At 75.2% G+C, this 20490-nt stretch carries 20 protein-coding genes and 1 pseudogene; 12 read left to right on the top strand and 9 right to left on the bottom strand.

The features are described from left to right. Positions 1 to 511: pseudogene (locus F6X68_RS02960) on the top strand (MFS transporter); the annotation flags it as partial. On the opposite strand, the gene F6X68_RS02955 reads toward F6X68_RS02960, so the two are convergent. Continuing rightward, a complete protein-coding gene (locus F6X68_RS02955; protein ID WP_151452787.1) occupies positions 405 to 971 on the bottom strand; it encodes a VanZ family protein in 567 nt (188 codons plus the stop codon). The pseudogene F6X68_RS02960 and the gene F6X68_RS02955 sit on opposite strands and share 107 nt — an antisense overlap. Positions 972 to 1045: 74 nt before the next feature. Beyond that, positions 1046 to 2209: an FAD-dependent oxidoreductase gene (locus F6X68_RS02950; protein WP_151452786.1), complete on the bottom strand. Its 1164-nt coding sequence runs from the start codon at positions 2207 to 2209 to the stop codon at positions 1046 to 1048. A gap of 107 nt (positions 2210 to 2316) precedes the next feature. Between F6X68_RS02950 and F6X68_RS02945 the strand changes: the two genes are divergently transcribed. The 3 genes from F6X68_RS02945 to F6X68_RS02935 all read left to right on the top strand — a co-directional run bounded on the left by F6X68_RS02945 (position 2317) and on the right by F6X68_RS02935 (position 4777). Continuing rightward, positions 2317 to 2895: a TetR family transcriptional regulator gene (locus F6X68_RS02945; RefSeq protein WP_192581255.1), complete on the top strand. Its 579-nt coding sequence runs from the start codon at positions 2317 to 2319 to the stop codon at positions 2893 to 2895. 158 nt (positions 2896 to 3053) lie between these two features. Beyond that, a complete protein-coding gene (locus F6X68_RS02940; protein ID WP_151452784.1) occupies positions 3054 to 3599 on the top strand; it encodes a SigE family RNA polymerase sigma factor in 546 nt (181 codons plus the stop codon). Continuing rightward, positions 3596 to 4777 carry a hypothetical protein gene (locus F6X68_RS02935; RefSeq protein WP_151452783.1) on the top strand — a complete coding sequence of 394 codons (1182 nt, stop codon included), beginning with the start codon at positions 3596 to 3598 and terminating at the stop codon, positions 4775 to 4777. The genes F6X68_RS02940 and F6X68_RS02935 overlap by 4 nt, the downstream gene beginning before the upstream one ends. Positions 4778 to 4846: 69 nt before the next feature. Here the strand turns inward: F6X68_RS02935 and F6X68_RS02930 are convergent, their stop codons facing one another. From F6X68_RS02930 to F6X68_RS02920, 3 genes are all read right to left on the bottom strand, one after another. Further along, positions 4847 to 5749: a sulfurtransferase gene (locus F6X68_RS02930; RefSeq protein ID WP_151452782.1), complete on the bottom strand. Its 903-nt coding sequence runs from the start codon at positions 5747 to 5749 to the stop codon at positions 4847 to 4849. 64 nt (positions 5750 to 5813) lie between these two features. Continuing rightward, the gene (locus F6X68_RS02925; protein WP_151452781.1) at positions 5814 to 6260 is read right to left on the bottom strand and encodes a hypothetical protein; all 447 of its coding nucleotides are present in this window, start codon (positions 6258 to 6260) and stop codon (positions 5814 to 5816) included. A 3-nt stretch (positions 6261 to 6263) separates the two neighbouring features. Next, on the bottom strand, positions 6264 to 7031 hold the full coding sequence (locus F6X68_RS02920; RefSeq protein WP_151452780.1) for an SGNH/GDSL hydrolase family protein: 768 nt from the start codon (positions 7029 to 7031) through the stop codon (positions 6264 to 6266). 423 nt (positions 7032 to 7454) lie between these two features. On the opposite strand from F6X68_RS02920, the gene F6X68_RS02915 reads away from it, so the two are divergent. The 6 genes from F6X68_RS02915 to F6X68_RS02890 all read left to right on the top strand — a co-directional run bounded on the left by F6X68_RS02915 (position 7455) and on the right by F6X68_RS02890 (position 11948). Next, a complete protein-coding gene (locus F6X68_RS02915; RefSeq protein ID WP_151452779.1) occupies positions 7455 to 7826 on the top strand; it encodes a hypothetical protein in 372 nt (123 codons plus the stop codon). Further along, positions 7823 to 8326, top strand: a complete 504-nt coding sequence (locus tag F6X68_RS02910; protein WP_151452778.1) for a roadblock/LC7 domain-containing protein — start codon at positions 7823 to 7825, stop codon at positions 8324 to 8326. The genes F6X68_RS02915 and F6X68_RS02910 overlap by 4 nt, the downstream gene beginning before the upstream one ends. A gap of 211 nt (positions 8327 to 8537) precedes the next feature. Continuing rightward, positions 8538 to 10307 carry a proline--tRNA ligase gene (locus tag F6X68_RS02905; RefSeq protein WP_151452777.1) on the top strand — a complete coding sequence of 590 codons (1770 nt, stop codon included), beginning with the start codon at positions 8538 to 8540 and terminating at the stop codon, positions 10305 to 10307. A 56-nt stretch (positions 10308 to 10363) separates the two neighbouring features. Beyond that, positions 10364 to 10789: a CBS domain-containing protein gene (locus F6X68_RS02900; protein WP_132235410.1), complete on the top strand. Its 426-nt coding sequence runs from the start codon at positions 10364 to 10366 to the stop codon at positions 10787 to 10789. A gap of 74 nt (positions 10790 to 10863) precedes the next feature. Further along, positions 10864 to 11292: a SufE family protein gene (locus tag F6X68_RS02895; protein ID WP_151452776.1), complete on the top strand. Its 429-nt coding sequence runs from the start codon at positions 10864 to 10866 to the stop codon at positions 11290 to 11292. Between the two features lie 20 nt (positions 11293 to 11312). Continuing rightward, positions 11313 to 11948: a DsbA family protein gene (locus F6X68_RS02890; protein WP_151452775.1), complete on the top strand. Its 636-nt coding sequence runs from the start codon at positions 11313 to 11315 to the stop codon at positions 11946 to 11948. 90 nt (positions 11949 to 12038) lie between these two features. Here F6X68_RS02890 and F6X68_RS02885 read toward each other — a convergent pair whose 3' ends face one another. Next, positions 12039 to 12587, bottom strand: coding sequence for a YbaK/EbsC family protein (locus F6X68_RS02885; protein WP_151452791.1), 549 nt, complete (start codon positions 12585 to 12587; stop codon positions 12039 to 12041). A gap of 150 nt (positions 12588 to 12737) precedes the next feature. Between F6X68_RS02885 and F6X68_RS02880 the strand changes: the two genes are divergently transcribed. Then, a complete protein-coding gene (locus tag F6X68_RS02880) occupies positions 12738 to 12938 on the top strand; it encodes a hypothetical protein (protein ID WP_151452774.1) in 201 nt (66 codons plus the stop codon). A gap of 108 nt (positions 12939 to 13046) precedes the next feature. On the opposite strand, the gene F6X68_RS02875 is transcribed toward F6X68_RS02880, so the two are convergent. The 3 genes from F6X68_RS02875 to F6X68_RS02865 all read right to left on the bottom strand — a co-directional run bounded on the left by F6X68_RS02875 (position 13047) and on the right by F6X68_RS02865 (position 15641). After that, positions 13047 to 13241 (bottom strand): hypothetical protein, encoded by a 195-nt coding sequence (locus F6X68_RS02875; RefSeq protein WP_132235413.1) that lies wholly within the window; start codon positions 13239 to 13241, stop codon positions 13047 to 13049. A gap of 37 nt (positions 13242 to 13278) precedes the next feature. Next, entirely contained in the window at positions 13279 to 14055 is a 777-nt protein-coding gene (locus F6X68_RS02870) for an SDR family oxidoreductase (RefSeq protein ID WP_151452773.1), read from the bottom strand. Positions 14056 to 14318: 263 nt separating this feature from the next. Continuing rightward, positions 14319 to 15641 carry an MFS transporter gene (locus F6X68_RS02865; RefSeq protein WP_151452790.1) on the bottom strand — a complete coding sequence of 441 codons (1323 nt, stop codon included), beginning with the start codon at positions 15639 to 15641 and terminating at the stop codon, positions 14319 to 14321. A gap of 382 nt (positions 15642 to 16023) precedes the next feature. Between F6X68_RS02865 and F6X68_RS02860 the strand changes: the two genes are divergently transcribed. Further along, positions 16024 to 20454 carry an HAD-IC family P-type ATPase gene (locus F6X68_RS02860; RefSeq protein ID WP_151452772.1) on the top strand — a complete coding sequence of 1477 codons (4431 nt, stop codon included), beginning with the start codon at positions 16024 to 16026 and terminating at the stop codon, positions 20452 to 20454. Positions 20455 to 20490 lie beyond the last annotated feature (36 nt).

Here is a 20490-nt window from a genome sequence, read left to right as displayed (position 1 = left end):
CGAGCCGGCCGGGTACGGGCTGTTCGCCGCGGGGGCGGTCCTCGGCGGGCTCGCCGGTGGGCTAGGGGCGGGTCGGTTGGCCGCCCGGCTCGGCACAGTGCCCGCGTTGCGCGTCGTGCTCGCCGGCCAGGCCGTCGCGCTGACCGGGCTGGCGCTGGCCCGGCACCCGGTGCCCGGCGGGCTGGCGCTGGCCGTGTTCGCGGCCGGCACCACGGTGTGGAACGGCCTGTGGGCCTCGTACGGGCAGCGCCACGTGCCGCCCGCCCTGCTCGGCCGGGTGGGCGCCGCCCAGCGGATGGTCGGCCTGCTCACCGCGCCGGTCGGGGCGGCCCTCGCGGGCATGGCCGGCGCGGCGTACGGAGTCGGACCGGTGGCGGCGGCGGTGGCCGGGGTCTTCGTGCTGGTCACCCTCGCGGCGTGGCGGACGCTGCGACCGGCCGCGCCGGCACCGGCCGCCGGGCCCACCAGCGTCGCGACAGCAGCCCGGCCAGGGCGGCGCCCGTCGCGTTGAGCAGCACGTCGTCGGCCGAGGAGACCCGGCCGAGGTCGAGCGCGTACTGGAGGGACTCGACCAGCACGGAACCGGCCGCCCCGAGCAGGAACAGCCGGCCGACGCCGGCGAGCGCGGCCAGGCGTACCGGGGCGAAGAAGCCCAGCGCGGCGAAGACCAGCAGGTTGCCGACGACCTGGACCACGGCGGTCACCGGCGGCCCGGTCAGCAGGTCGGCCAGGTCGCGCAGCGGCACCGGGTCGACCTGCCGGGGCGCGGGCCGGGGGGTGAGGATCATCCACACCCACGGCAGGGTGCCGGCCACCGCGCCCACCTCGGCGACGCTGCGCCGCCACGACTCCCCGACCGTCGCGGCGTCGCGCCGGTGGCGCGCCAGCACGGCGGTGAGGAGGGCCAGCAGGGGCAGCCCGGCGGCCACGGCGAGCAGCACGCCACCCCAGTCACGCCAGACCTGACCCACCGGGGCAGCCTAGCCGCGCGCCCCCGTCGCGCCTGATCCACCGGGCGGCCCGGCCGCGCGATCCGCCGGGCAGGTCAGCCGCGCGTCCCGTCGCGGTGGTGCAGGCCGGAGAGGCGCATCGCGATCCGGTGCCGGGCCGGCGGCACGGCGCCGAGCAGGCGGAACAGCAGGTTCCGGGCCGGCCGGGCGGCCGGTGGCAGGGTGGCGAGCCGGGTCAGCCGGGCGGCGAGGGACACCACCTCCCCGGCCATCGGGCGGCGCCGGGCCGCGTACGCGGCGAGCAGCCCGTCGGGCGCGCCGGCCAGCACGTCGGCGAGCGTGTCACCGAGGTCGACCGCGTCCACGATGCCGAGGTTCATTCCCTGCCCGCCCGCGGGGCTGTGCACGTGCCCGGCGTCGCCAGCGAGCAGCACCGGCCCGTTGCGGAAGGTGTCGGCGATCCGGTGGTGGATCCGGAACCGGGAGCCCCAGAGCACCTCCGTCACCCGGTCGGGGCGGCGGGCCGGCCCGCGCTCGTCGAGCAGCGCCTGGAGGTGGGCCTGGTCGGGCGCGGCCGGAGCCTCCGCCACGGCCGCGACCAGCCGGACCACCCCGTCGGGCAGCGGCGCCCAGACCAGCGGGCCGGAGCGGGCCAGGAAGAGGGACACCCGGTCGCGGGGCAGCGCGCTCTCCAGTCGGACGTCGGCGAGGACGAACGACTCCTCGCCGCCGGCCGGGCCGGAGAAGCCGATCCCGGCCCGCTCCCGAACCGTGCTGTGCATCCCGTCGGCGCCGACCAGGTAGCGGGCCCGGACCGTCGCGCCGCCCGCGAAGTTGACGACAACGCCGGCCGCGTCGGGGGCCAGCCCGGTCATCTCGTACGGGCGCAGCACCGGGACGCCGAGCGCGGCGAGCTGCCCGGCGAGCACCTCCTCCGTGACCGACTGGGACACCATCAGCGCGTAGGCGTGCCGGGAGGGCAGCGTGTCGAACGGCACGGTGAGCAGCGCCCGGTCGCGGTCGCGGACCGTGAAGCCCGGCGACCGCAGGCCGCGCGCCACCAGCGGGGCGCCGGCGCCGATCCAGTCCAGCGTCTCCAGGGTGTACGCGTGCACCACCGCCGCCCGGGAGGTCCGCGCCGGCCGGTCCAGCCGGTCGACCACGGTCACGCCGACCCCGCGCCGGGCGAGGGTCAGCGCGGCGGTCAGCCCGGTCGGGCCGGCACCCACCACCAGGACGTCCGTGCTCGTGGGCAGCATCGCCGACCTCCGTCAGGTAATGCCAACGTCTGTTGGCAAACGCTTGTTGGCAACGGTAGTTCTCCCGGCACTGGAGTGTCAACAGGCGTTGGCTTACGGTCGTGGGCATGACCGACGCCGCGCCGACCCGTACCCGCCGCTCCGACGCCACCCGGGCGGCGATCCTCCGCGCCGCCCGCGAACGCTTCGCCGCCGACGGCTACGACCGGGCGACCATCCGGGCCATCGCGGCGGACGCGCGGATCGACCCGTCGATGGTGATGCGCTACTACGGCAGCAAGGAGGGGCTCTTCGCGGCGGCGGCCGAGTTCGACCTGCGGCTGCCCGAGCTGGCCGACACGCCACCCGAGCGGCTCGGCGAGCTGCTGGTCCGGCACTTCGTCGACCGGTGGGAGACCGACGGGACGATGGCCGCGCTGCTGCGTACGGCCGCCACCAACCACGCCGCCGCCGAGCGGATGCGGGGCATCTTCGCCGACCAGCTCACCACGGCGGTGGCCCGGGTCGTCCCGGAACCGGCGCAGGCCCCCCGGCGGGCGGGGCTGGTCGCCAGCCAGATGCTCGGCCTGGCGCTGACCCGGTACGTGCTCCGGCTGCCCCCGGTGGTCGACGCCGACCCGGCCGAGCTGGTCACCTGGGTCGCGCCGACCGTCCAGCGCTACCTGTGCGGTGCGCCCGACGCCTGACCGGGCGCCGCCCATCAGCGCGGGATCCGGGGCGTGACCGTCGGTACCGCGTCGGTCGCGCCGCCGCAGTCCGGATTCCGGCAAACGGCCACCCAACCTTCTCCGGCCCCGGTGCGTCTGTCTTGTGACACGCGACGGCCGGCCGGAGGGGAGGGCGGATGGGACCGCCGACGACCGACGACGGGCGGGACGGCTACGTCACCTTCGTCGAGTGCCACCAGCACCGGCTGCTGCGCGCGGCCTACCTGGTCTGCGGCAACCGGCACCAGGCCGAGGACCTGCTTCAGGACGCACTGCTCAAGCTCGCCCTGCGCTGGCCCTCGGTGCGGCACGGTGACCCGGCCGCGTACGTGCGGACCATCCTCTACCGCGACGCCGTCTCCTGGTGGCGCCGACGCCGCCGGGAGTGGCTGAGCGAGTACCCGCCGGAGCGGGCCACGACCGAGGGCGACGGGGCACTGCGGCTCGCGCTGCGCGACGCGCTCGGTCACCTGCCGCCCCGGCAGCGGGCCGTGCTGGTGCTGCGCTACTTCGAGGATCTCACCGAGGCCGCCACCGCCGAGGCGCTCGGCGTCACCGTGGGCACCGTCAAGAGCCAGTGCCACGCGGCGCTGCGCCGGCTCCGGGAGATCGCGCCGGAGCTGGGACGCGACGAGGGGCGGCCCGGCGGCGGCCTGGTCACCGGAATGGAGGTGAACCCGTGAGGGAAGAGGAACTGCACCGGCTGCTCACCGTCGCCGCCGAGGACGTCCGGCCGGCGCACCCGGCGGCGACCGGCTGGGAACGGGCCCGCCTGGTACGTCGTACCCGCCGTGCCGCCAGCGCCACCGTGCTCGCGGTCGCCCTGCTCACCGGCGGTACGGCACTGGCCCTGCGCCCCGCCGCGCCGCCACCATCGGCCACCACCGCGACACCGGACCGGAACCCGACCCCGCACCCCGTACCCGTGCAGACGCCCCCGGCCGACCTGGCCTATCCCGGGCACCCGCTGGGTCGCCTCGGCGACCCGGTCGGCGCGACGCTCTCGGCCCGCCCGGTACGCAAGGCGCTGGCGCTGCACCAGCCGATCGACCCCGGGACCGGCGTCGCCGGCCGGATCCGGGTGCTCGGCGACGACGGCGTCGTACGCGACCTCGACGTGGTCACCCCCGCCCCGACCCGCGACTCCGGGGGCAACGAGGCGGTGCCGCTGAAGAGCGGAAGCCTCTCCCCGGACGGACGGACGGCCGCCTTCGCCCAGACCGACGAGGTGATCGTGGTCGACCTGACCACCGCCGCCGTACGCCGCCACCCGCTCAAGGGTTACCTGGAGCACGTCCTCTGGTCCGGCGACCGGCTGCTCGTCGGCGACGACGACACCACGTACGAGCTGGACCGTGGCACGGGCGCCGCCCGGAAGCTGCCCGTGTCTCCCTGGGACGCGGTCACGCCCGACCCGGCGGCCCCGCCCAACGTCCCGCTCGAACTGGGCGGCACGCCGCCGAACCTGACGGAGATCCGGTGGAGCCACGACGAGACGTACCGGAGCATCCGCCGGGTCGACTTCCGCGCGCTACCGCCCGGTCACCGGGTCGACGAGTTCTACGGGCGGGGCTGGCAGCGCGGAAACCGGGTGACTCGCGCCGGCTGGATCACCACCGGCACGATGGGCGGGCTGGAGGGCGTCGCGCTGCTGAACGCCGACACCGGCATCGTGACCCATCTGCTCGACCTGGGCCGGGACCGCTGGAAGGGCTGCTGCGAGGTGCTCGGCTGGGACTCCGACGGCGCGGTGCTGCTGCGCCACAACCCGGGCGGACTGTTGCGCTGGCGGCCGGAGACCCGCGAGATCACGGGCGTGACGCGGAACCTGTTCGGGGCAGTGTCGCTCTCCGCCGGCTGACCTGTCCCGTACCACGGCACGGCCGATCCCCGTGCGACCGTGGCGGGCGCGCGGGGACCGGCCGACGCGTCAGCCCGCCAGGCCGCCGGGCTGGTCGCCCTTCACGACGGGGGCCCGGACCAGGTTGCCCCACTCGGTCCACGAGCCGTCGTAGTTGCGCACCTGCGGGTAGCCCAGCAGGTGCCGCAGCACGAACCAGGTGTGGCTCGACCGCTCGCCGATGCGGCAGTAGGCCACGATGTCGTCGTCCGGGCTCAGCCCGAGCTGGTCGGCGTAGATCGCGCGCAGCTCGTCCGCCGACCTGAACGTGCCGTCGTCGTTGGCGGCGGACTTCCACGGCTTGCTGACCGCGCCCGGGATGTGCCCGCCGCGCAGCGCGCCCTCCTGCGGATAGTCCGGCATGTGCAGCATCTCGCCGGTGTACTCGCCCGGCGACCGGACGTCGACCAGCGGGCGGCCCGCCGCCACGTGCGCCATCACCTGCTCGCGGTAGGCCCGGACCGGCGCGTCGTTGCGCTGCGGCACCGGATAGTCGGCGCGGGTCCGGGCCGGCTTGTCCCGGGTCGTCTCGCGGCCCTCGGCGACCCACTTCTGCCGGCCGCCGTCGAGCAGCCGCACGTCCGGGTGGCCGAAGAGCGTGAACACCCACAGGGCGTACGCGGCCCACCAGTTGAAGTTGTCGCCGTAGAAGACGACCGTGTCGCCCCGGCCGATGCCCTTTGCGGCGCACAACTCGGCGAAGCGCTCGGCGTCCAGGTAGTCCCGGGTCACCTGGTCGTTCAGCTCGGTGTGCCAGTCCACCTTCACGGCGCCCGGGATGTGGCCGGTGTCGTAGAGCAGCACGTCCTCGTCGCACTCGACGACGACGAGCCCTTCGTCGCCCAGGTGCTCGGCCAACCATTCGGTGGTGACCAACCGCTGCGGGTCCGCGTACGACTGGAGTCGGGGATCGGGATCGCTCGGCACAGACATGATCCCCAAGGTACGCCGCATCCCGGGCCAGTGACCGACCATCGGGAACGGCGTCGCCGGACGGTCAGGCGCGGCGGTGGGCGATCCGGCCGGCGACCACGGTCACCAGGCAGGCGCCGTCGGCGGCGAGGACCGCCAGGTCCGCGCGCCCACCGGGAGCCAGCGTCGGCGGTGCGGTGGCGGGCAGCACCAGCAGGTCGCTGCGCTCCACGGCGGCCCGCAGCGCCGGATCGGTCAGGTGGCCGGCCAGCACGGCGGTCACCCCGAGGCGCAGCAGCACGTGCACCCGCTCGCGGGGAGTGTCGGCGGCCGGCAGCGGCCCGTCGTGCACCAGCCCCGGCCCGAGCGTGCCGGGCCAGCGGCGGATCCGGGCCCCGGCGTACGCCTCGGTCAGCTCGGCCAGCGGTCCGACCGCGACGATCCGGTCGGCCCGGACCGCGACGGCGGCCCCCGGGGTGGGCGGGGCGTCGGGCGCGGTCCGCAGCAGCGGCGCGATGTGCAGGGTGAGCACGAGTCAGTCGGTGATCGGGCCGAGCGACGGGCGCTTGGCGGTGACCGTGTCGCCGGAGGAGCGGCCGGTGAGCCGGCGCTTGATCCACGGCGCCAGGTGCCGCCCGGCCCAGCGCAGGTCGGCGGCGCGGGCGGCCAGCCAGGGCGTCGGCGCCGGGTGGGGCGGCACCATCAGCCACTCCTCGTCGCAGCCGACGCCCAGCGCGTTGAGCACCTGCGCGGCCACCCGTCGGTGCCCGGCCTCCGACAGGTGCAGCCGGTCGGTGCTCCAGAGCATCGGGTTGAGGTACGCGTCGTCGGCGTACAGGTCGACCAGAATGGCGCCGTGCCGCTCGGCGGTCTCGCCGACGGCCCGGTTGAGCAGTTGCACCCGGGGCGCGACGAGGCGCTGGCCGGGCAGCCGGGCCATCACGTCGGCGAACCGGAAGAGGACCACGTCGGCGCCGCCGGAGCGCAGCCTGCGCACCACGTCGTCGAAGCGGGTGACCAGGGCATCCGGGTCGAAGGTGCGGCGGAGCACGTCGTTGCCGCCGGCCGCGAAGCTGATCAGGTCGGGCTTCATGGCAAGCGCGGCGGGCACCTGCTCGGCCACCACGCCGGGGAAGAGCCTGCCCCGGATGGCCAGGTTCGCGTACCGGAAGTCGGGGCCGGCCCCGGCGGCCAGCCGGGTGGCCACCAGGTCCGCCCAGCCCCGGTAGCTGCCGTCCGGGTACGCGTCGTCCATGCCCTCGGTGAAGCTGTCCCCGACCGCCACGTAACTGCGCCAGCGCACCTGATCATCCCTCCGACATGCGGCAGGGAAGGGCGCCTCGTCATCGCTTCCGGTGGGGCAAGGGTCCTTCCCGACGCGGGACAGTCTTCACCAGGAGGGCCGGTGGCGGGGGGACCGAGGAACAAACGTGGCGGAGGTCATCGTGGACGGCGGGATCGTGGCAGGATGCACCGGCCGTGCCCCGCCCGAGCTGAAAAGTTCGATGGCGCTGTCGGCCATCCGTCGGAGCGTCCTATTTGCGGGGACTGCCGGCCGACCGGCACGGTCCGGTCAGGTGGATGGCGTTGCCAGCAGGTGCGCTGCGGCCTCCGGTGTGCGAGCCTCGTCCAAGCCTTTTTAACGAGGTTGTAACACTTGTCACCGCCGTGTCACCCTCTGCACTGCAGACGGCGACGCCGCCCGCACGTCCTGGGAGAATGCAGCGTGTCGAACCTCGACCTGGCACTGAAGACCGCGATGAGCATCGACGGCGCGATCGGCGCCGCACTCGTCGACTACAACAGTGGGATGACCCTCGGCGTGGCGGGCGGAACCGGGGAGATCGACCTGACCGTCGCCGCCGCCGGCAACACCGATGTCGTCCGCGCCAAGCTGCGCACCATCGAGATGCTCAACCTGAACGACGAGATCGAGGACATCCTCATCACGCTCGGCACCCAGTACCACCTGATCCGCCCGGTGACCAGCCGCACCGGCAAGGGACTCTTCCTCTACCTGATGGTGAGCAAGAGCCGCGCCAACCTGGCGATGGCGCGTCACCAGCTGCGCAGCATCGAGGAGAGCCTGGAGCTGTGAGCGGGATCGACGACACCGAGACCCCACTTCCCCGCCGCACCGCACGCACGGGCACCCTTCCGCCACCCCGGTCGTTGCCCCCGTCGCTCGCCGGGAACACGTCGCTGCCGTACCCGGCGATCGGGCACGAGCTGTCGGAGCTGCGCCTCCAGATCCCCGGGGTGCACGGCTGCGTCCTCGGCGGCGTGGACGGCCTGCTCATCACCCACAACCTGCAGACCGACGTCGACCCGAACGACCTGGCGGCGCTCGCCGCCACCACGTACGGGCTGGGCCGGCAGGTCGGGCTGCGGCTGGGACAGGGCGACTTCCAGCAGTCCACCGTCCGCAACGCCGGCGGCTACCTGAGCGTCTACGCGGTCAGCTCGCAGGCGCTGCTCGCTGTCGTCGGCGAGGACAGCATCAACGTGGCCCGGCTGCACCTGCACGCCCCGCCGGTGGCCAAACGGCTCGCCGGCCTGCTGGATCAGGTCACGCTCGCCGGTCACGGCGCCCGCTGAGCCGGCCGGGCGGAACGCGGCGTTCCGCCCGGCCGCCGGTGCCCTGTCCGTCCCGCTGGAACAGTCGGGGGGGGGTGCGCGGGCCGCGTCGACCGGGTCAGGTCGCCGACGACCGCTGCCCGCCGCGCCGGCGGACGGCGAGCAGGAACCGGGCTGACGCCGTACCCGAAATGGATCGTCGTCCCGCCACCGGCCCCCGTACGCTGCGCCAATGCTGCTACGCATGTCGACCCTGCTGCTCCGGACCCTGCGCGAGGACCCGGCGGACGCGGAGGTGCCGAGCCACCGGCTCCTGCTGCGCGCCGGCTACATCCGTCGCGCCGCACCGGGCGGCTACACCTGGCTGCCGCTGGGCAAGCTGGTGCTGGACCGGGTCACCGATGTGGTCCGGCAGGAGATGACGGCGATCGGCGACCAGGAGGTGCACTTCCCGGCGCTGCTGCCGGCCGAGCCCTACCGGACCAGTGGCCGGTGGACGGAGTACGGCGACGACATCTTCACCCTCGCCGACCGGCGCGGCGCGGAGCACCTGCTGGCGCCCACCCACGAGGAACTGGCCGCGCTGCTGGTCAAGGACCTGTTCACCTCGTACCGGGACTTCCCGGTGACGCTCTTCCAGATTCAGACGAAGTTCCGGGACGAGGCCCGGCCGCGCGCCGGGCTGCTGCGCGGGCGCGAGTTCCTGATGAAGGACGCCTACTCGTTCGACCTCGACGAGGCGGGCCTCGCGGCGGCGTACGAGCGGCACCGCGGCGCGTACCGACGGATCTTCGACCGGCTCGGGCTGGAACACACGATCGTGCGCGCCACCTCCGGGGCGATGGGCGGTTCGGCGTCGGAGGAGTTCCTGGCGGCGACGCCCGTCGGCGAGGACACCTTCGTCGGCTGCACCGCCTGCGACTACGCCGCCAACACGGAGGCGGTGACCACGCCCGCCCCGCCGGCCGGCGACCCGGACGCCCAGCCGCCGGCCGAGGTGCACGACACCCCCGAGACCCCGACCATCGCCAGCCTGGTCGAGCTGGCCAACGCCCGCCGTCTGGGCGGTCGGGACGACTGGACCGCCGCCGACACCCTGAAGAACGTGGTGCTCGCCCTGCGCCGTCCCGGCGTGCAGGAGGCCGAGCTGCTGGTGGTGGGGCTGCCCGGCGACCGCGAGGTCGACCTGAAGCGGCTCGGCGCGGCGGTCGCCCCGGCCACCGTGGACGTCTTCGACGGCTGGGACGCCCGACCCGAGCTGGTCCGTGGCTACATCGGCCCGCAGGTGATGGCGAAGCTGGGCATCCGCTACCTGGCCGATCCCCGGGTCGTGCCGGGCAGCGCGTGGCTGACCGGCGCGAACGAGCCGGGCCGGCACGCGACGGGCGTGGTCTGCGGCCGGGACTTCGAGCCGGACGGCACGGTCGAGGCCGCCGAGGTGCGCCCCGGCGACCCCTGCCCGGCGTGCGGCACCGGCGAGCTGACCATGCGGCGGGGCATCGAGATCGGGCACATCTTCCAGCTCGGTCGCCGCTACACCGACGCCTTCGCCGTCGACGTGCTCGGTCCCGCCGGCAAGCCCGTCCGGCCGACCATGGGCTGCTACGGGATCGGGGTGTCCCGCGCGGTCGCGGCGATCGCCGAACAGCACCACGACGAGCGGGGACTCGTCTGGCCGACGGCGGTCGCGCCGTGCGACGTACACCTGGTGGCTGCCGGGAAGGGGCCGCAGCTGGACGCGGCGCTGGAGCTCGGCGGGCGGCTCGCCGCCGCCGGCCTGCGGGTGCTCGTCGACGACCGGACGCACGTCTCCGCCGGGGTGAAGTTCACCGACGCCGAGCTGATCGGCATCCCCCGCGCCGTCGTGGTCGGCCGCCGTCTCGCCGAGGGGTACGTCGAGCTGCGTGACCGGGCGTCCGGCGAGCGCGTCGAACTGCCGGTCGACGGGGTGGCGGACCGGCTGGTCGACCAGGTACACCGGGAGCGCGGGAACGTGGTGTAGCGAACGTGTCACGGGGTACCGCAGTCCGATCGACTGAATGCGTTCTGGAGGCTCTCATGACCGGTTACCGGGTCAGCGACGTGATGACGAAGCAGGTCATCTACCTGCCGGCCGAGACCACCCTGGACGAGGCGGCCAGGGTGATGAAGGAGGCGGACATCGGCGACGTGGTGGTCACCGACGGCGCCACCCTCGCCGGCATGCTCACCGACCGGGACATCGTCGTCCGGGCGGTGGCCGAGCGCAGCGACCCGGCCACCACCACGATCGGCTCGATCATCACCCGCGAGGTGGTGATGATCGAGCAGCACTCGACCGCGGCGGAGGCGGCGGCCCTGATGCGGGAGCGGGGCATCCGGCGGGTGCTGGTCTGCGACAGCGAGCGCAAGCTGGTCGGCATCGTCTCCCTCGGTGACCTCGCGATGCAGCTCGACCCCCACTCGGCGCTGAGCGACATCAGCGAGCAGGCACCGACCGTCTGAGGTGCGAGGAAGGGTCCCTTACCAACGCCTGCGGCATAGGAAGGGTCCCTTCCTTCGGCGGTAGCCTCGGAGGCATGTCATCCATGCCGGCCAGGCTTTCCGAGATCGTCGACGAGTTCGCCGCCGCGCCCCGCGACGTGGTGCTGGAGATGTTGCTGGAGTACGCCGACGTCATCCCGCCGCTGCCCGCCGACGCCGCCGACCGGGAGGGCATGGAGCAGGTGCCGGAGTGCCAGACGGCGTTCTTCCTGCGCGCCCGGGTCACCCCGGAGAAGACGGTGGAGACGCTGTTCGACTGCCCGCCGGAGGCGCCCACCACGCGCGCGTTCGCCGGCATCCTCGCCGAAGGGCTGGCCGGGGCGACCGCGGACGAGGTGCTCGCCGTGCCCGACGACCTCTACCAGCGGATGGGCCTGGCCCAGGCCATCAGCCCGCTGCGGGTGCGCGGCGGCACGGCCATCCTGGCCCGGCTCAAGCGGCAGGTCCGGGAACAGACCAGCTAGACGGAGGGTTGTCACCCGACATGGAGATCGAGATCTACGCCGACGTCGTGTGCCCCTGGTGCTACATCGGCAAGCGTCGGCTGGAGCAGGCCCTGGAGTCGTACGACGGCGAGGTGACCGTCCGCTACCGGCCGTTCCAGCTCGACCCGTCGCCGGTGCCGGAGCCGCGTCCACTTGTCGACGCGATGGCCGCGAAGTTCGGCGGGCCGGACCGCGTCCGGCAGATGTTCGGCCAGGTGACGGAGGTGGGGGCCCAGGTCGGCCTGAAGCTCGACTTCGACCGCGCGGTCGCGGCGAACACCTTCGACGCGCACCGCCTGGTCGCCTGGGCCACCGACCGGGGACGCGCCGCGGAGACGGTCGACGCGCTCTACCGCGCCCACTTCACCGACGGCGTCGACGTCGGCTCCCGCGACGCGCTCGCCGCGCTCGCCGCCGAGGTGGGCCTGGACGCGGCCGAGGCGCGCCGCTTCCTCGACTCCGACGAGCGGGTGGCGGAACTCTCCGACGAGCTGGCCACCGCCCGGCAGATCGGGGTGACCAGCGTGCCCACCTTCGTGCTGGCCGGCCGGTACGCGGTCACCGGCGCCCAGGAGCCGGAGACGCTGCTCGCCGCCCTGGCCGAGGTGGACCGCCGCGAGGCCGAAGCCGACTGAGCCGTCCACGGCGGCGGTGGGGTCGACCTCGACGACGGACATCGACATGGGTGATGTTTCACGTGCAACGACATCGACGTCCGTCACCGGTCAGGCCGGCCTGGCCAGCCCCTCCACCACGCGCGCGCCGGGCAGCGCGCCGAGCGCCGGCCCGGGCAGCGCGATCTTGCTGTGCCGTACGCCCGACCCGATGATCACGTGCGGGGCGGCGATCACCCGCGCGTCGACCAGGATCGGCCACTGCTCCGGCAGGCCGATCGGGGTGATGCCGCCGTACTCCATGCCGGTCAGCTCCACCGCCTCGGCCATCGGCGCGAAGCTCGCCTTCCGCACGTCGAGCGCGCGGCGGGCCACCCCGTTGACGTCGACGCGGGTGGTGGCGAGCACGACGCAGGCCGCGTAGCGCACGACCCCCTCACGCTTGCCGGCCACCACCACGCAGTTGGCCGACTCGTCCAGCCCCACCTCGTACGCGGCGCAGAAGGCGGCCGTGTCGGCCAGCTCGGCGTCGATCGGCGCCACCAGCACGTCGTCCACGTCCACCGGCGCCTCGGCGGGCCACTGCCCGACGGCGGCGGCGACCGGCGGAGCGAGCAGGTCGAGCCGACTGCGGGCAGGTTCGGTCTTCAGCGTCCCCATCACGCCTGCGATCCTCGCACCCGCCCGGGCCCGGCGTTCCACCACCTGACCAGCGGGCGGAACCGTCGTCGACAGGGGTCACCCCTATCGATCCGGAGACGGGTCCCGACGGCGTGTGGAAGCGGGCGATGCCGGGTACCGGCGATCGGCATGAGTGAACTTCCGCTGCACATCCTGACCGACGCAGGCTTCACGACCGACGAGGCGAACTCCATCGTCGACCACCTCCTCAAGGGTGTCGACACCCACGACGGAAGAGGCGAGACCGACCGGATCGACGTCGAGTCGCTCCCGGAGGAGAAGAAGGCCGCCGTCGACAAGTTCAACCTGGCCGTGGCCGCCGACTTCTAGCCACCCGGAGCACCGGCCCGTCCCGGACCGCCCTCCCGGACCGCCGGGACGGGCCGGTCGGGACGGGCCGGTCGGACGGAAACCCCGGGCCGGCCAGGACTGGGCCGGTCAGTTTCCGGTGAGGAAGCCGTTCTCGCGGAGCAGCGCGCGGTCCCGGACGGAGGCCAGTTCCTCCGCCCGTTCGGCCTGGACCCGGCGCACCTCCATCTCCTCCAGGGCGTGGCGGATGGCGAGCCGGATCACGCCGTAGAGGAAGACGAAACCGGCGACGTACAGGATGACGGTGGCGACCATGGCGAACATGGCGTCACGGTAGGCCGGACGTGAACGCGCAGGCCGTTCATCTTGCGCCCGTTCCCCCGTACGTGTCGGCGAGGTGGTCGGCCCAGGTCCGGACGCCCTTCGGGGTCGCCTCGGTGACCAGGCCGCCCGAGCGCAGGGCACGGCCGATCCCACCGGGTATCCGGACCGGGAGCAGCGGACGGCGGGACCGCCGGGCGGCCGTCCACGCGCGGGCCGCGTCGTCGAAGCGGAGCACCTCCGGGCCGCCGTACTCCTCGATGCCGTGCAGCGGGCCGGCGGTCAGCCGCCGGACGAGGCGGTCCGCGACCTCGCCGGGATCCACCGGCTGGGCGAGTACGGCCGGATCGCCGATCACCGGGCCGAGGCGGCTCGCCCCGCGCAGCAGCCCGTCGAGGAACTCCGGGAACTGGGTCGCCCGCAGCACCGTCCACGGCACCGTGCCGGCCGCCACGACCTGCTCGGCGGCGAGCTTGTGCCGGTAGTAGGGGATCGGCACCCGGTCCACCCCGACGATCGAGACGTAGACCAGGTGCCGTACGCCCGCCTGCCCGGCGGCGACGACCAGCCGGCGGGTGCCGAGCACGTCGACCCGGTGGGTCTGCCGCCCCCGGTTCGGTGCCGAAGCCAGGTGCAGTACGGCGTCCACGCCGGTCACCGCCTCGACCACCCCCTCCCCGGTGGCCAGGTCGGCGACCACCCACGAGCCGGTACGCGCCCGCCGGCTCGTCGCCCGCACGTCCCAACCCTCGGCACGCAGCCCGGGCAGCACCACCCGCCCGAGCCGACCGCCCGCCCCGGTAACCAGCACCCGCATGGTTCCCTCCCTCTCCGGCCGTCGCGCGCCCGCCACGCGACAGTGGTGGTGACGGCGCCCGGCCCACGCGTGTGACCGGCTGTGCGACGGCTCACCGCGACAGGCCGGCTCACCGGAGCAGGTCGGCCGCTGTCAGCACCACGGCCACCGGCAGGATGGTCAGGAAGTTCATCGCCCGCCCATCCTCCCGGGCCGACGGCCGCCACCGGATCGGATCGGCACATCGCCGCCGGCCGTGCCGGAGTCGGGCACCCGGCGGGCAGTCAGCCGGCGCGGATCCCGGACGCGCCGGGCACCACCCGGCCGGCGAGCACGACACCCAGCAGGGCCAGCCCCGAGGCCACCGCGAGCGTGCCGGCGTAGCTGGCCGGTCCCGGGGCCGCCCCGGCCGCGAGCACCGCGCCGGTGAGCGCCAGCACGGTCGCCGCGAAGAGCGAGTCGCCCAGTTGCAGCGAGGAGCTGTTGCGGCCCTGCTCGCCTGGGGCGGACAGCTCCAGCGTGAGCACCGACAACGACGGATAGAGCAGCCCCATGCCGAGACCCGCGCCGGCCCAGCCCAGCACGCCGACCCAGACCGGCACCGCCGGCGCGACAGCGAGCGTGACCACGGCCGTACCGGCGGCGATGCAGGTCAGCCCCGCCCTCGGCAGGGTGGCCCGGGAGCGCGGCGGCGGCAACCGCCCCTGCAACCAGGAACCCGCCGACCAGGCGAGCGCGCCCGTGGTCAGGACCAGGCCGGCGGCGGTCGCCGACAGCCCGCGCTCCCGCGAGAGCATCAGCGGGATCACCACCTCCGCGCCCACGAACACGGCCGAGGCGAGACCGCGCAGCCCGATCACCGTGGGCAGGCCCCGGCCGGCGCGCAGAAACCCGGCCGGCAGCAGCCGGGGCGCGCAGACCAGCAGCCCGATCAGCGCCATGGCCACCAGCCCGACGGCGGCAGCGCCGCGCTGCTGCCCCCCGATGTGCAACAGTGCGGCGCTCACCCCCGCCCCGCAGGCCCAGCCGATCCGGGCCGCCGCGCCCGACGGCAACCGGGTCACCGGAGGCACGCCGATCGCCCGCAGGCCGGGGTGGATCAGCAACACCGCCGGCACCGCCACCACCGGCACCGCCAGGAAGACCCAGCGCCAGCCGAGGTGTTCCACGATCAGTCCGGCCAGCGCCGGCCCGACCAGCGACGGTACGACCCACGCGGCGGCGAACGCCGCGAAGATCCGCCGGTGCAGTGCCTCCGGGTACGCCTGCCCGACGATCACGTAGAGCGCCACCGAGAGCAGGCCGGAGCCGAGGCCCTGCACGATCCGGCCGGCGACCAGGACGCCCATGGTGGTGGCGCCACCGGCGAGCACCAGCCCCAGCACGAACCAGCCGAGCCCGTGCCACATCGGCGCCCGGGGGCCCCGCGAGTCGCACCAGATGCCGGAGGCGACCATGGCGAGCACGCCGGCGGCGAACGGCCCCCCGAAGGCGATCCCGTATAGGGCCAGCCCGTCGAGGTTGCGGGCGACGGTCGGCATGGCGGTGCCCACCGCCAGCGCCTCGAAGGCGAGCAGCGAGATCAGCGCGACGCTGCCCACCGTCATCGCGCGCAGCCGGGGCGCGAAGAGCCCGGCCTCGTCGGCGACCGGGGCGGCGTGCGTCGCCGTTCCGGTCACCTCCGGCCCGCCGGGCCCGGCAGCCACAACGGTCGGTGGCCGAGGCGGGCCCGCGGGTCCGACGGACCCGTCTCGCAGCGGAGCAGTTCGATCAGCATGCGACAAGCCTCGGACCTCAACCCGGCTTCAGGTCAAGGGAGACCCGACTCTCTCCGGCCCATCCGGGGAACTTCCGCTGCTCGGAGCGCATAACGGACGATCAGCCGGGAAGCCAGGCCGCCGGAGCTTCGGGCGTGGGAGGCGAGATGGCGTACGGCGGGAGCAGCGGCAGCGAGGGGCCTGACCGGCGCCTGTCCGGTCGTACGCCTCGATGATCTCACTGGTCCGCACCGCCGGCCGGCTCCTTCCGCCGGTGACGGTGCCGCCGGTCGTCGGCGAGGCGTCCCGGAACGTCGGTGCCGTCGCGGCCCGGCTGGCGCGGGCGGCCGGGCTGGGCCGGCGTCGGGTCTGGTCCCGCCCCGGGCGGCACCACATCGAGGTGCTCGGGGTCTGCCAGGACGGCGGCGACGTCCTCGCGCGGCAGGTCGAGGCGGCGCTGGAGCGGATGCCCGGCGTGGAGTGGGCGCGGGTCAACGCCCCGTCCGGCCGGGTGGTCGTCGCCGTCGGTACGCCGGAGCCCGCCCTGCGGGACCTCATCGCGACCGTCGCCCGCACCGAACACACCTGTCCGCACGAGCCGGACCCGGAGATCCCGCCGCCGCACCCGCCCGAGGAGGGGCCGCGCACGCCGCGCACCCTCGGCGCGCTGGCCTCCGACGCCCTGGGCCTGACCCTCTCCGCCGCCACCCGGATCCTGCCGTTCACGCCGGTGCCCGGGGAGGTCGCCGGGCTGCTCGGCGCGGTCGACCTGCACCCGAGGCTGCACGCGCTGGCGGACCGGGGGCTGCGTGCCGACCCCCGGGCCGAACTGCTGTTCCCGCTCGCCGAGGCGGTGGTGCAGGGCCTCACGGGTAGCTGGACCGGGCTCGTGCTCGACAGCGCGCACCGGGTGGTGCAGTGGGGCGAGGCGCGCGCCCAGCTCCGCGCGTGGGAACAGGCCGAGCCTCGGCTGACCGGGCATCCGGAGCGGGCCGCCGCCTCCGTGCCGAAGATCGAGCGCCCCCGGCCGAAGCCGGACGGCCCCGTCGAGAGGTACGTGGCCCGGACGCTCGACGCGGGCGCCGTGGCGGCGGCCGCCGCGACGCCGGTCGTGGGTGGGAAGCGGGCCGCCGCGCTGGGCCTCTCCACGCTGCCCAAGGCTCCTGGCAGCGGGCGCGAGGGTTATGCCGCGCAGCTCGGCCTGATCCTCGCCCGGCGCGGGGTGATCGCGATGGACCGCAGCGTGCTGCGCGAACTCGACCGGATCGACACCCTGCTGCTGGACGCCGCCGTACTCGGCTCCGACCGGGGCGTGCTGGCGGACCTGGCGCCACTGGCCGGTGCGGACACCGGGCGGGTGGCGGCGCGCGCGTTCGCCCTCTTCGACCCCGCCGCGCCCCGGGAGTTGCGGCACGCCGACGGCTGGCGGCTCGGGCCGCTGGACGCGCTGGACGTCGAGGACCCGGGCGACACCGACGACAGCCGGCGGCTGCGCGACGCGGGCGCCCCCGTGCTCGGCCTGGCCGACGGCGACACCCTCGCCGCCGTACTGCGGGTCGAGCCGGAGCCGGCGCCGGGCGTCGACGCGCTGCCGGCCGCCGCCCGCCGGGCCGGCCTGCGGCTGGTCGTGGCCGGCGACGACGAGCGGCGGTACGACTTCGCCGACGCCCACCTGCCCGGCCGCGACCGGCTGGTCGAGTCGGTGCGGGAGCTGCAACGCGACGGGGCCGTGGTGATGGTGGTCTCCGGTGACCGGGCCGCGCTCGGCGCCGCCGACTGCGGGCTGGGGATCGCCGCCCCCGAGGACCTGCCGCCCTGGGGCGCGCACCTGCTGGTCGGCGCCGACCTGCGGGTGGCGGCGCTGGTGGTCGAGGCGGCCGGGGTGGCCCGCCGGATGGCCCGGCAGAGCATCGGCCTGGCCATGGCCGGCACCGGCCTCGGCGCGCTGAACGCGCTCACCGCCCCCCGCGAGCGGCTGCCCGGACGCGCCCTCATGGCCGTGAACGGGGCGGCGGCGCTGGCCTTCGCCCACGGCGTCCTGCGGGCGCACCGGCTGCCCGGCCCGGCGAACTCCCCGGCGCCCGACATCACCGCGTGGCACCTGATGCCGTCCTCCACCGTGCTCGACCAGCTCGACACCGGCCCGGACGGGCTCGCCACCGACGAGGCCGAACGCCGCCGGGGCAACCGGGACGCCCGGCCCTCGGGGCCGACGGGGCTGCTCCGCGCCTTCGTCGACGAGCTGGCCAACCCGCTCACCCCGGTGCTGGCCGCCGGGGCGGTGCTCTCGGCCACCTTCGGCTCGCCCGTCGACGCCGCCCTGGTCGGCGGCGTGGTCGGCGGCTCGGCGCTGCTCGGGGCGGTGCACCAGCACAACACCGAGCGGTCGCTGGCCGAACTGCTGTCCCGCTCGGCGGTGACCGCCCGGGTACGCCGCGACGGCGCGGAGCGGATCCTGCCGGCCGAGGACCTGGTGCCGGGGGACGTCGTCCTCCTCGAATCGGGGGACGCCGTCCCGGCCGACTGCCGGGTGCTGGAGTCGGCCGGGCTGGAGATGGACGAGTCATCGCTCACCGGCGAGTCGCTGCCGGTCGGCAAGACCGACCAGCCGGTGGTCGCCGCTGCTGTCGCCGACCGGCGGTCGATGCTCTACGAGGGCACCAGCGTCGCCGCCGGCCACGGAACGGCGGTGGTGGTCGCGACGGGTGCGGGCACCGAGGCGGGGCGGAGCCTGGCGATGGCCCGGCAGGCCCCGCCGTCGAGCGGTGTGGAGGCACGGCTGGGCCGGTTGACCCGGGCGGCGATCCCACTGGCCGCCGGCTCGGCGGTGGCGGTGGCCGGCGCGGGCCTGCTTCGGGGCGTACCCCTGGCCCAGACCGCCGCGACCGCCGCGAACCTGGCCGTCGCGTCCGTCCCGGAGGGGCTGCCCTTCCTGGTCAGCGCCGCACAGCTCGCCGCCGCACGGCGGCTGGCGGAGCACGGCGCGCTGGTCCGCAACCCGCGCACCATCGAGACGCTCGGGCGGGTGGACGTGCTCTGCTTCGACAAGACCGGCACCCTCACGGAGGGGCAGCTGATGCTCGCCGGGGTCGGCGACGACGGCCGGTACGCACCGGTCGACCGCCTCGACGACGGCCTGCTGCGCACCCTCTCGGCCGCGCTGCGCGCCACCCCGGGCGCCGACGACCCCCACGACCTGGCCCAGCAGACCGACCGGGCGGTCCGGTCCGGCGCGCAGGCCGCCGGGGTGACCGAGCAGACCGGCGCCCAGGGATGGGAGCCGGTGGGTGGGCTGCCGTTCGAGCCGTCCCGCGGCTACCACGCCACCGTCGGCCGGGCCGGGGACCGGCTGCTGCTCAGCGTGAAGGGGGCACCGGAGTCGGTGCTGCCCCGGTGCTCAAGCTGGCGTACGCCGGGGGGACGCGACGAGCCCCTCGACGACGAGGGCCGAGGCGGGTTGCACGCCGTGCTCGCCGACCGGGCGGGGGCGGGACACCGCATCCTCGCCGTGGCCGAATGCCGGGTCTCCTCGCCCGGAGTCACCGACGATCAGGTGCACGACCTGACCTTCGTCGGCTTCCTGGCCCTCGCCGACGGGGTACGCGAGAGCGCCGCCCCCGCCGTGCGCCGGATCCGCCAGGCCGGCGTGCACACCATCATGATCACCGGTGACCATCCGGCGACCGCCGAGGCGATCGCGGCCACCATCAGCGACCACGAGGAGCAGCGGGTCGTCACCGCAACGGAACTCGACCAGCTCGACGACGAGGCCCTCGCCGCGCGGCTCGCCGCCACGGACGTGGTGGCCCGGTGCACCCCGGCGCACAAGGTCCGGATCATCCAGGCGTTGCAGCGGTGCGGACGTACGGTGGCGATGACCGGCGACGGCGCCAATGACGCCGCGGCGATCCGGCTGGCCGACGTGGGCATCGCCCTCGGTCAGCGGGGCACCCCGGCGGCCCGGGCGGCGGCCGACCTGGTGGTCACCGACGACCGGCTGGAGACCATCATCGCCACCCTGGTCGAGGGCCGGGCGATGTGGTCCTCGGTACGCCACGCGCTCAGCATCCTGGTCGGCGGGAACCTCGGCGAGATCGCGTTCAGCGTGCTGACCGCCGCCGCGACCGGCCGCTCGGCGCTCACCGGCCGACAACTTCTCCTGGTCAACCTGCTCACCGACCTGGCACCGGCGTTGGCGATCGCGATCCGGCCACCCGACGCGGACCACGCCGACGGCCTGCTCCGGGAGGGCCCCGACACGTCGCTGGGCGAGACGATGACCCGGGAGATCGGGCTGCGCGCCGCCGCCACGACGCTGGGCGCCACCGCTGGCTGGACGTTGGCCCGCTACACCGGGCGACGCAGGCGGGCGGGCACCGTCGCACTGGTCTCGCTGGTCGGCACCCAGCTCGGGCAGACGGTGCTGGCCGGCGGCACCAGCCCGGCCGTACTGGCCTCCACCGCCGCGTCGCTCGGGGCGCTGGTGGTGGTCGTCCAGACACCGGGGGTCAGCCACTTCTTCGGCTGCACACCGCTCGGCCCGGTCGGCTGGACCATCGCGACGGGCTCCGCGCTCGGCGCCACCTTCGCCAACGGCGCGCTCACCCGCCTCGTGGAGCGCCTGCCCGGCTCCGGGTCCGGCACGGACGACGAAGCGGCGTGAGCGGGCCCGGCGTCCGCAGTCGACCAGCACGCCGTG

Source organism: Micromonospora sp. AMSO12t (assembly GCF_008806585.1).
GTDB lineage: Bacteria > Actinomycetota > Actinomycetes > Mycobacteriales > Micromonosporaceae > Micromonospora > Micromonospora reichwaldensis.
This window is presented reverse-complemented; position numbering and strand designations above follow the sequence as displayed.

What these genes read in the sequence shown, in the direction of transcription:
- F6X68_RS02900 (WP_132235410.1), top strand. Translation starts at nt 10,364, where the DNA reads ATGACCGGTTACCGGGTCAGCGACGTGATGACGAAGCAGGTCATCTAC.
- F6X68_RS02865 (WP_151452790.1), bottom strand. Translation starts at nt 15,641, where the DNA reads ATGACGGTGGGCAGCGTCGCGCTGATCTCGCTGCTCGCCTTCGAGGCG.
- F6X68_RS02885 (WP_151452791.1), bottom strand. Translation starts at nt 12,587, where the DNA reads ATGGGGACGCTGAAGACCGAACCTGCCCGCAGTCGGCTCGACCTGCTC.
- F6X68_RS02940 (WP_151452784.1), top strand. Translation starts at nt 3,054, where the DNA reads ATGGGACCGCCGACGACCGACGACGGGCGGGACGGCTACGTCACCTTC.
- F6X68_RS02880 (WP_151452774.1), top strand. Translation starts at nt 12,738, where the DNA reads ATGAGTGAACTTCCGCTGCACATCCTGACCGACGCAGGCTTCACGACC.
- F6X68_RS02870 (WP_151452773.1), bottom strand. Translation starts at nt 14,055, where the DNA reads ATGCGGGTGCTGGTTACCGGGGCGGGCGGTCGGCTCGGGCGGGTGGTG.
- F6X68_RS02930 (WP_151452782.1), bottom strand. Translation starts at nt 5,749, where the DNA reads ATGTCTGTGCCGAGCGATCCCGATCCCCGACTCCAGTCGTACGCGGAC.
- F6X68_RS02950 (WP_151452786.1), bottom strand. Translation starts at nt 2,209, where the DNA reads ATGCTGCCCACGAGCACGGACGTCCTGGTGGTGGGTGCCGGCCCGACC.
- F6X68_RS02890 (WP_151452775.1), top strand. Translation starts at nt 11,313, where the DNA reads ATGGAGATCGAGATCTACGCCGACGTCGTGTGCCCCTGGTGCTACATC.
- F6X68_RS02895 (WP_151452776.1), top strand. Translation starts at nt 10,864, where the DNA reads ATGTCATCCATGCCGGCCAGGCTTTCCGAGATCGTCGACGAGTTCGCC.
- F6X68_RS02905 (WP_151452777.1), top strand. Translation starts at nt 8,538, where the DNA reads ATGCTGCTACGCATGTCGACCCTGCTGCTCCGGACCCTGCGCGAGGAC.
- F6X68_RS02945 (WP_192581255.1), top strand. Translation starts at nt 2,317, where the DNA reads ATGACCGACGCCGCGCCGACCCGTACCCGCCGCTCCGACGCCACCCGG.
- F6X68_RS02875 (WP_132235413.1), bottom strand. Translation starts at nt 13,241, where the DNA reads ATGTTCGCCATGGTCGCCACCGTCATCCTGTACGTCGCCGGTTTCGTC.
- F6X68_RS02860 (WP_151452772.1), top strand. Translation starts at nt 16,024, where the DNA reads ATGATCTCACTGGTCCGCACCGCCGGCCGGCTCCTTCCGCCGGTGACG.